We start from the raw sequence: 9,478 nt of genomic DNA, 5'->3' as shown, positions 1-9,478 counted from the left end.
GGCTCGGTGCGCGCGCGCTCCCCGGACACCACCCGGACGTCGTACCGGCGGGTGAGGCGTAATGAGCGATTTCGGATTCGGATTTTCCCAGGGCGGCGATGACGACGACCGTGGCCGCAGCGATAAGCCGGGTGGCGGTAACGATCCGTTCGGGCTCGGCGGCGGCGCGGCCGGTTTCGATCCGGCGGCCCTGGGGCAGATGCTCACCTCGCTGGGGCAGATGCTCAGCGGTATGGGGCAGGGCGTGGCCGGTGGCGGTTCCGGCCCGGTGAACTACGACGTGGCCAAACGGCTGGCCCGCCAGCAACTCGGGAAGACCGTCGAGCCGGTGTCGAGCGGTACGGCCGCGGCCATCGCCGATGCCGCCCATCTTGCCGAGCTGTGGCTCGACGACGCGACGACCTTCCCCGCCGGCGCGACGACCACGGTGGCCTGGACCGCCAACGACTGGATCGAGAAAACGCTGCCCACCTGGCAGCGACTCTGCGATCCGGTGGCGCAGCAGATCTCCGGTATGTGGACCGCCGGTCTGCCCGAGGAAGCGCGCGAAATGGCCGGACCCATGATGGGCATGCTCGGTCAGATGGGTGGGCTCGCCTTCGGTTCGCAGCTCGGGCAGGCATTGGGCCAGCTCGCCAAGGAAGTTCTGACCGGCACCGATATCGGCCTGCCGCTGGGGCCGGCCGGTACGGCGGCGCTGCTGCCCACGGCGATCTCGGAGTTCAGCGAGGGTCTCGAACAGCCGGAGAGCGAGATCATGGTGTTCCTCGCCGCCCGCGAGGTCGCCCATCAGCGCCTGTTCGTGCACGTCCCGTGGCTGCGCCAGCAGCTCCTCGGCGCGGTCGAGGACTATGCGCGCGGGATCACCATGGATTTCTCCGCCCTCGAAGAGGCGGCCCGCGATCTCGACCCCTCGGCGCTGACCGACCCGAGCAAGCTCGAGGAAATCCTGTCCCAGGGCAGTTTCGAACCGCAGACGACCCCCGAGCAGAAACAGGCTCTGGACCGGCTGGAGACCTTGCTCGCCCTGATCGAGGGCTGGGTGCAGGTCGTGGTCGGCGCGGCGGTCGGTGAACGTCTGCCCGGTGCGGGCGCACTGGCCGAGACACTGCGGCGCCGCCGAGCCACCGGCGGCCCGGCCGAACAAACCTTCGCTACCCTCGTCGGCCTCGAGCTGCGCCCCCGCAAACTGCGCGAGGCCGCCACGCTGTGGCAACGCTTGACCGACGATGCCGGGCTCGCGGGCCGCGACGGTGTCTGGGCTCATCCCGATCTGCTGCCCGATGCCGCGGATCTCGACGCGCCCGCCGGGTTCATCGATTCGGTGATCGGCGGCGGTGCCGGCGCGTTCGACGATCCCATGGCCCAGCTGGCCGCCACCGAAGCTGCGGAGCGGGAACAGGCCGGTAAGGGCGAAAAAGGCGAGAAACAGGATACGCCCGCCGAGCAAGGCGGAGACGAATCCGGCCCGGAGAATCCCGAGCAGGGCAGCGGCAAGAACTGATCCACCGCTCGATTTCGCACCGATTTCCTGTGCCTCTTCGAGCAGTGTCTCGAACCGCCCGTCAGCTGGGAAAATCGTAGTTATCCACAGGTCCAGGGCCTGTGGATAACTACCTTTCGGGGATCTGTTGCGGCACAACGGCCGTCGCATACTTCGGGCATGACGACGCTTCGGCCGCGCGGGCCGCTTCTGCATCCCCGGGTACCGATCCTGGTGCGCTCGACCGGCCAGGTCCAGCTGGGCTGGGATCCCGAGACCGCCGTACTGTGTGAGGCCCCGGGCCTGGAGACTCAGCAGGTTCTGGGTTTCCTCCGCCTACTCGACGGACTGAACAGCCGTCCGGCGATCGTCTGGCAGGCGCGTTCGCTCGGTCTCGAGCCTCGGCATGCGACAGCGTTGTTCGAGGTGATCGATGCGGCCGGCCTGGTGGTACATCCCTCATGTCCCGCAGGTTGTGTCCGAACCATCCGCGTCCACGGGACAGGTCCGCTCGCCGACGCGATCGCCTCCGGCCTGTGTGCGCTCGGTATCCGGCCGTCGCGCTCCCGCGACCGGAACGGCCGGCTGCCCGGCCCGGTCGCGCCGGCAGATCTGGTGGTGCTGGCCGATGCGCTGATTCCCGACCCGTGCCTGGTCCGGGAGCTGTCCCGGGCCCGGATCGCGCATCTGGTGGTCCGGTTACGCGACGGTAAGGGACTCGTCGGCCCGCTGGTTCTGCCCGGGCTCACCAGCTGCCTGCGCTGCGCCGATCTCGCCAGAGTCGATCGCGATGCCGAATGGCCCCGGCTGGCCGCTCAGCTGCTCGGCCGGACGGGGCATGCGAGCCCCGCCGGTATCGCCGCCGTGGCCGCCCTGGCGCTCGGCGAACTCGAGACGATTCTGGCCTGTGACCCGGCTTCACCGCCGGAGACGCTGAACCGCACGGTGGAGTTCGATCTCGGCACCCGGCAGCTGCGCCGCCGTCCGTGGATTCCGCACGAGCGGTGCGGTTGTCTGGTATCGCAAAACAGCGGTGCACTGTGATGACACTCACACTTGTATCCGCTGTGGTAATTCTCTTCGGTTTTCCGTGGCAGATCCGCCGGTCCGTCGGCCATGATGGGGGAGTGTCTGAGATCGTGCGCCGGCCCATGTCCCGCAATGCGAAGTTAGCCAAGATTCCGCTCGGTGTGGCGGGTCGTGCCGCGGTCGGTTTCGGCCGCAAGCTCGCGGGTGGCGATCGCCAGGAAATCAACACCGAGATGAACCAGAAGGCGGCCGAACAGCTGTTCGCCGTACTCGGTGAGCTCAAGGGCGGCGCGATGAAATTCGGCCAGGCGCTGAGTGTGATGGAGGCCGCGGTTCCCGAGGAATTCGGCGAACACTATCGCGAGGCCCTCACCAAACTGCAGGCCGCGGCCCCGCCTATGCCCGCGGCCACAGTGCACCGCGTCCTCGATCAGCAGCTCGGCACCGACTGGCGGAAACGTTTCGAATCGTTCGACGACACCCCGGCCGCCTCGGCCAGTATCGGCCAGGTGCACAAAGCGGTGTGGTCGGACGGCCGCCGGGTCGCGGTGAAGGTCCAGTACCCCGGCGCGGACGAGGCGCTGCGCGCGGATCTGCGGACGCTGAACCGGATGACGGGCCTGTTCGCGAAGGTCATCCCCGGCGCCGATGTGAAACCGCTGCTCGCCGAGATCAACGAACGTACCGAGGAAGAGCTGGACTACCGCAACGAGGCCGCGAATCAGCGGGCGTTCAGCAAGGCCTACGAGGGGCATCCGGAATTCGTGGTGCCGAAGGTGGTCGCGAGCGCGCCGAAGGTCATCGTCAGCGAATGGCTCGACGGTACATCGGTTTCCGCGATCATCGCCGCAGGCGACGCCGATCCCGAGGGTACTCGCGTCCTGCGTAACCGGGTCGCCGGACTGATGGGCCGCTTCCACTTCTCCTCGCCCGAAGCCGTCGGGCTCCTGCACGCGGACCCGCATCCGGGCAATTTCATGATCACCCCCGAGGGCAAGCTCGCGGTGATCGACTACGGTGCCTGCGCCCCGCTGCAGGGTGGTTTCCCCGAGCTCCTGGGACGGATACTCGCCCTGGCGGTGGCCGAGGAATACGGCCGGCTCACCGAACTACTGCACGCCAACGGGTGGGTGCTGCCCGGTAAAACTCTCACCGAGCAGGAGATCGAGGAGTACCTGCGCCCGTTCACCGATCCGATTCGCTCCGAATCGTTCCATTTCACCCGCCGCTGGATGCAGCGGGTGGCGGGTAAGGCCACCGACTATTCCTCGCCGGAGATGAAAACCGCGCGGGCCATGATGCTGCCAGCTGAATACGTGATGATCTTCCGGGTGCTGGGCGGTTCGATCGGTATCTGTGCCCAGCTCGATGCCGAGGTGCCCTTCATGCAACTGGCCTCCCGCTGGCTGCCCGGCTTCCGCGAGGAACGCGACAGCGCCTGAAAATCCTTGGAGCCCAGCGTTTGCCCTCCTCCCGGAATTTCACCCAGAACGCGAACGAGCCGCTCATCGGCAAAGCGATGAGCGGCTCGTTTCCGGTGTCGGCTCGAATCCGCGGGCGGGTGTCCGCCGTCGCGGTCAGACACAGCCGGCGACCTTACGCGGCCGGCCCCGCGGGCGTTTGCGGGCGATGACGACCCCCTGATCGAAGATCTCCCCGCCCCAGACGCCCCACGGCTCCCGCCGATCGATCGCGGCGTTCAGGCAGCCCTTACGGATCGGGCAGGACGCGCACAGCGCCTTGGCCTGCTCCAACTGGCCCGGGCTCTCGGCGAACCACAGATCCGGATCACCCGCCCGGCAGGGCAGGGTGGTCAGCGGCTGCGTTTCGGGATCGGCTGCCACGGTGCGACACGCCACATCAGTAGCGGCCTGCGGCCAACTCTGGGTGGTGGTGACCACGTCGTTCTCCTTCAGCTTGTTGTGCAGCGGTTCGGTATTCCTGCTGCGAAACCGCTGCCTTGTGGGCTGAAGGCCAGAAAAATGGCCACGGTTTCGCATATGCGACCCGTGGCCAGGAGGTTCGGGGTGTTACCCCGGACCTGGTCGGCGGTGGGGCCGCCTGTTCACGGTCGCGTGGTGTCCTTTGCGGAGGCTTTCTGCTCCCTTATCGGCCACCGCGGGTGCTGCGGCGGGATCGATAGCGAGCGAGCCGGCGGCTGCGAATGCAGCTGCCGGGTGCCAGATCGCGACGGACTGGTCCTGCTGTTCGACGAAGTTCGGCTCATGTGAATAGCGCATACGCGGCTGCGCACCGTAACGATCGATGCAGGACGGGCCGGTCCCCTGCAGAGCGAGGACCCCCCGGGAAGCAGCCGACAACCGCGTATTCGGGATTGCGGTGGTGATTCCACAATTCGTGATGCCGTTCATCTGTCTGCCTCCCTCCTGATACTCGTGATCCGAAAATTCCGATGATGCGCGTGGATGTACCCTCCCGAGCGCGATTACCACCTTAAGGCAATCGCGCGGGGCTCGACAACCTATTTTCTACCTGCGGTTTTGCGCTCGCCTGCGCTACGGCTGGGAAAGGGAACGCCGCCGGGACCGGATGATCGCCAGAACCTCCGCGCCGTACCGGCGCACCTTCGCCGCACCGACCCCGAGCGCTGCCAGCCCCGCCTCGTCGTCGGGGAGCTGCTCGGCGATCGCGGTGAGCGTGTTCACGCCGAGAATCCCGCGCGGGTCGATCGCGAGTTCCGCCGCCTTCTCCCGGCGCCAATCCTGTAGTGCCCCCAGTAATTCCAGATCCGGTTGGCCCGCACATCCTTTGCAACGGCGCAGCAGCACGGTCTCCGAATCGAGCAGTGCCCGACCGCAGACCCGGCAGACCGGCCGGGCGGCTTCCGTACCCGGCCGCGCGGGTGCGGCGATGCGGGAGGCCGGCGATTCCTCCGGGATCAGGCCGGTGAGGAACCGAGAGCGCCGGCGGCTGCGACGATCCCCGTCACCACGCGACAGCGCCCAGGACAAGCGCAGATGGCTTCGTGCCCGGGTGACCCCGACGTAGAGCAGCCGGCGTTCTTCTTCGAGCGCGGCAGGGTCGGCGACCGAACCGTCACCGTTGAGGACATAACTGATCGGCAGTGTGCCGTCGGTCAGGCCGACGAGGAATACCGCATCCCATTCCAGCCCCTTGGCCGCGTGCAGCGAGGCCAGGGTCACGCCCTGCACGGTCGGTGGGTGGCGCGCCTCGGCGCGCGCGGCCAGTTCGCGTAACAGGCCGGCGGGATCCAGATCGGGCTGCTGTTCGGTGAGTTCCTCGGTGAGCCGCACCAGCGCGACCAGCGACTCCCAGCGTTGCCGGGCCTGTGCCCCGGCCGGCGGCGTAGCGGTGAGCCCGATCGGGGCCAGCGCCGCCCGGACCAGGGTGACCAGTTTCTCACCGGTGCGCGATGCGGCGGGCAGATCGTCGCGGGCCGCGGTTTTGCGGAGTTCTTCGACCGCTTGGCGGACCTCGGGCCGCTGGAAGAAACCCTCACCGCCGCGAACCTGATAGGCGATGCCCTGTTCGGTCAGCGCTTGTTCGTAGGCCTCGGACTGGGCGTTGATCCGGTACAGCACGGCGATCTCCGCGGCCGGGGTACCGCCGGCCAGCAGATCGGTGATCCGGTGTGCCACCGCGACGGCCTCTTCGCGCAGGTCGGCGTATTCGGCGAAGGCCGGCTCCGGCCCGTCGTCGCGCTGGCCGATCAACTGCAGCCGGGTTCCGGCAATCCGGCCCTTCGCCATCCCGATCACCCGGTTGGCCAGATCGACCACTTGCGGGGTGGAGCGGTAGTCACGTTCCAGCCGGACCACCGTCGCGTCCGGATAGCGGCGCGAGAAGTCCAGCAGGTACGTGGGGCTGGCACCGGTGAACGAGTAGATGGTCTGGTTGGCGTCGCCGACCACGGTGAGATCGTCCCGGTCGCCCAGCCAGGCATCCAGTACGCGCTGCTGCAGGGGAGTGACGTCCTGGTATTCGTCGACGACGAAACAGCGGTAGCGTTCCCGGAACACATCGGCGACCGCCGGATAGTCCTCGAGCGCGGCGGCGGTGTGCAGCAGCAGATCGTCGAAATCGAGCAGCATGCCTTCCGGTGTGGTCTTCAGTGTTTCGTAGGCCGCGTAGACCTCGCCGATACGCGCCGCCGGGAAGGGGATATCACGTTGCCGGGCGGCGGCCGCGGCAGCGTAGTCCTCGGGCGCCACCAGTGCGGATTTCGCCCATTCGATTTCGCTCAGCAGATCCTTCACGCTGTCGGTGCCCGACGCGATTCCCACCCGGTTCGCGGCCTGGGCGACCACCGGGAACTTGCGGTCGAGCAGGCGCCACGGGACCTCACCCACGATCTGCGGCCAGAAGTACCGCAGCTGCCGGAGCGCTGCCGCGTGAAACGTCCGAGCCTGGACCGTGTTCGCCGCCGCCCCCAAACCGAGGCCGCGCAGCCGTCCACGGAGTTCGCCCGCGGCACGAGCGGTGAAGGTGACCGCCAGCACCTGGTCGGCCCGGACCTGTCCGGCTGCCACGAGGTGCGCGATGCGATAGATGATGGTGCGCGTTTTCCCCGTCCCGGCCCCGGCGAGCACACAGACCGGCCCCCGCGGTGCACGGACAGCGGCGGCCTGTTCCGGATCCAGTGCGGAAAGATCGACTGCGGCCACGCGTCCATTGTGCACAGACGCCCGGGCGGACCCTGACCCGCACGCCTCGACTCGCACACCCCGACTCGCCCCGAACCGGATCCCAGGAGCGTTGCCTCGCAGTGCCGCGCCGGGCGATGTGATCGTGCCACGCCCGGTCGATGTGATCGCCTGGGCGCTTCGATGCCGTTGTGATCCGAGGCGGCCGGACCATTGCGACCCGGGCCGGAAAATCAACAGCTCCGAGCTGGAACACCGGCGCCGGTGGCGGCGTTGCTCTCTGCGTGAGTGATTCGACACCCGATCTGACCATGTACTCCACCACCTGGTGCGGCTACTGCCGCCGGCTGAAGACGCAGCTGAAAGAGGCCGGGATCACCTATGTGGAGGTCGATATCGAGCAGGATCCGGCCTCGGCGGAGTTCGTGGGCAGCGTGAACAACGGCAACCATGTGGTTCCGACCGTGAAGTTCGCCGACGGTTCCACGGCTACGAACCCGTCGCTGGCCGATGTGAAGCAGGCACTCGCGCGTCAGGCGTGACTGTCCGGGTGCCGCTCACCTGAGACAGGTGGGCGAGAGCGGTCGGCTCGCGCGTGCCTGCGGGTGCGGAGCGGGTTCGGATCGCTAGTGTTGACCGGGTGAATCGTCGGATCATCACGCTCCTCGTCGCCCTGGTCCCCGTCCTGTTGCTCGGTGTGATCGGCAGTGTCTACACCGTGCCGTTCGTCGCACTCGGACCCGGCCCCACCCATGACACGCTGGGGAAATTCCAGGGTCGCGAGGTGGTAGGGGTGACCGGCGCCGAGGTGGACCGGACCTCCGGTCAGCTGAATATGACCACGATCGCCATGCGTGACGGCCTGACCCTGTTCGAGGCGCTCGGGTTCTGGGTCAGTGGCCGGCACGGCATCGTGCCGCGGGCCGAGGTGTACCCGCCGGGGTTGTCGCGCGAGGAAGTGGACAAGTCCAACGAGCAGGAGTTCACGAACTCGGAGAGCAATGCCGAGGTCGCGGCGATGCGTCAGTTGAACCTGCCCACCGCGGTGCTGGTGCACGAGGTGGCCGAGGAGGGCCCCTCCCGGGATGCGTTGCGCCCGGGTGACCAGATCGTCAGCGTGAATGGTAACCCCATATCCACTCCGCAGGATGTCGTCACCGCGGTGTCGAACAGTGCGCCGGGGACGGTGCTGTCGCTGGTCATCCGCCGCGACGGTGCCGAGCAGACGGTGAACGTCACTCTCGGTGCGCGCCCCGACGACGAGACCAAGGGGTACCTGGGCCTCACTCCGACCGAGGCCGCGGAGCCGCCGATGCAGGTCGATTTCTACCTGCCCGATATCGGCGGGCCGTCCGCGGGACTGATGTTCAGCCTGGCGCTGGTCGAGAAGTTGAGTCCGGGTGATCTGGACGGCGGTGCGTTCATCGCCGGCACCGGCACCATCGACGGGGACGGCAATGTCGGTCCGATCGGCGGAATCCAGTACAAGATGATGGCTGCCAGTGAAGCGGGCGCCGAAACCTTCCTGGTGCCGTCGGACAACTGCAGCGAGGCGATCCAGCGGGTGCCGGACGGGCTGCGGCTGGTCCGGGTGGAAACGCTGGCGGGCGCGGTACAGGCGCTGGAAGATCTCTCGGCGGGCGAACAGGCCCCGAGTTGCGGCTGATCCCGGGGCCTCGCGGCAATCAGTCGCCGGAGTCCTCCAGCGTATGGCGCAGCGCCTCGACCAGATTCGGCGCGAGGTCCGGATAGGTCCGCAGATCCAGGTCGCCGTCGTCGTCGGCTTCGTCCTCGGGGCGTAATTGCAGCAGGCACAGGCTGTTTCCGGTCCGCAGCGCCGCGGCGAACAGGCGGGCGTCGCGTCGTCCCGGATGCGCGTGGGCGGCGGCCCGGCCGGCGGCATCCGCGGCATCGGCATCGGCCAGCAGCGGAGTGAGCGCGTCGTCGAGATCCTCTTCGGCGTCCGGTGGGAGGACGACGATCTCCTGTACCAGGACACACCCGGCGACCGCGGGTGGCCAACTCGTGGTGGCCAGGAATTCGTCCAGCGGCATCGTTCCGGCGGTGACCTCGTCGGGCAGTGGGTCCTGTGCCACCGGAGTCAGTTCGTTCGCGGTGTCGATCTGATCGATGAGGGTGGGCTCGGCGACCACCAGATCGGCTGTCCGCACCAACGCGAACATCTGCGGTGCGGCGCCCCAGCCCTCGGCGTCCACGAATTCGGCGACCTCGTGGACGGAACGGGCAAGGACTATTTCGGCATGCAGGTCGTCGCTCACCGGACCATCCTCGCATCCTGCGTGGCGACACCGGCCGAACCCTGCGCTCGCGTAGATGTCCG

8 protein-coding genes are annotated in these 9,478 nt (G+C 67.9%); 5 read left to right on the top strand and 3 right to left on the bottom strand.

What is annotated here, in order from left to right:
* Positions 1-61: 61 nt before the first annotated feature.
* The 3 genes from ON22_RS19970 to ON22_RS19960 all read left to right on the top strand — a co-directional run bounded on the left by ON22_RS19970 (position 62) and on the right by ON22_RS19960 (position 3,954).
* Positions 62-1,504 carry a zinc-dependent metalloprotease gene (locus ON22_RS19970; protein ID WP_033243197.1) on the top strand — a complete coding sequence of 481 codons (1,443 nt, stop codon included), beginning with the start codon at positions 62-64 and terminating at the stop codon, positions 1,502-1,504.
* Positions 1,505-1,663: 159 nt separating this feature from the next.
* Positions 1,664-2,527: a TOMM precursor leader peptide-binding protein gene (locus tag ON22_RS19965; protein ID WP_033243196.1), complete on the top strand. Its 864-nt coding sequence runs from the start codon at positions 1,664-1,666 to the stop codon at positions 2,525-2,527.
* A gap of 83 nt (positions 2,528-2,610) precedes the next feature.
* Positions 2,611-3,954: an ABC1 kinase family protein gene (locus tag ON22_RS19960; RefSeq protein WP_033243573.1), complete on the top strand. Its 1,344-nt coding sequence runs from the start codon at positions 2,611-2,613 to the stop codon at positions 3,952-3,954.
* 135 nt (positions 3,955-4,089) lie between these two features.
* On the opposite strand, the gene ON22_RS19955 is transcribed toward ON22_RS19960, so the two are convergent.
* Together ON22_RS19955 and ON22_RS19945 are read right to left on the bottom strand one after the other, a co-directional pair.
* Positions 4,090-4,371: a WhiB family transcriptional regulator gene (locus ON22_RS19955; protein WP_051157859.1), complete on the bottom strand. Its 282-nt coding sequence runs from the start codon at positions 4,369-4,371 to the stop codon at positions 4,090-4,092.
* A 657-nt stretch (positions 4,372-5,028) separates the two neighbouring features.
* The gene (locus tag ON22_RS19945) at positions 5,029-7,158 is read right to left on the bottom strand and encodes an ATP-dependent DNA helicase UvrD2 (RefSeq protein WP_051157852.1); all 2,130 of its coding nucleotides are present in this window, start codon (positions 7,156-7,158) and stop codon (positions 5,029-5,031) included.
* A gap of 290 nt (positions 7,159-7,448) precedes the next feature.
* Between ON22_RS19945 and ON22_RS19940 the strand changes: the two genes are divergently transcribed.
* Positions 7,449-7,679, top strand: a complete 231-nt coding sequence (locus ON22_RS19940) for a mycoredoxin (RefSeq protein ID WP_033243570.1) — start codon at positions 7,449-7,451, stop codon at positions 7,677-7,679.
* 98 nt (positions 7,680-7,777) lie between these two features.
* On the top strand, positions 7,778-8,803 hold the full coding sequence (locus ON22_RS19935) for a YlbL family protein (RefSeq protein ID WP_081595709.1): 1,026 nt from the start codon (positions 7,778-7,780) through the stop codon (positions 8,801-8,803).
* A gap of 19 nt (positions 8,804-8,822) precedes the next feature.
* On the opposite strand, the gene ON22_RS19930 is transcribed toward ON22_RS19935, so the two are convergent.
* The gene (locus ON22_RS19930) at positions 8,823-9,416 is read right to left on the bottom strand and encodes a PPA1309 family protein (RefSeq protein WP_033243194.1); all 594 of its coding nucleotides are present in this window, start codon (positions 9,414-9,416) and stop codon (positions 8,823-8,825) included.
* Between the last annotated feature and the right edge of the window lie 62 nt (positions 9,417-9,478).

The organism is Nocardia carnea NBRC 14403, assembly GCF_000308515.1.
Classification (GTDB): Bacteria; Actinomycetota; Actinomycetes; order Mycobacteriales; family Mycobacteriaceae; genus Nocardia; species Nocardia carnea.
The sequence above is the reverse complement of the archived record's forward strand: the minus strand, read 5'-3'. Positions and strand labels throughout refer to the sequence as shown.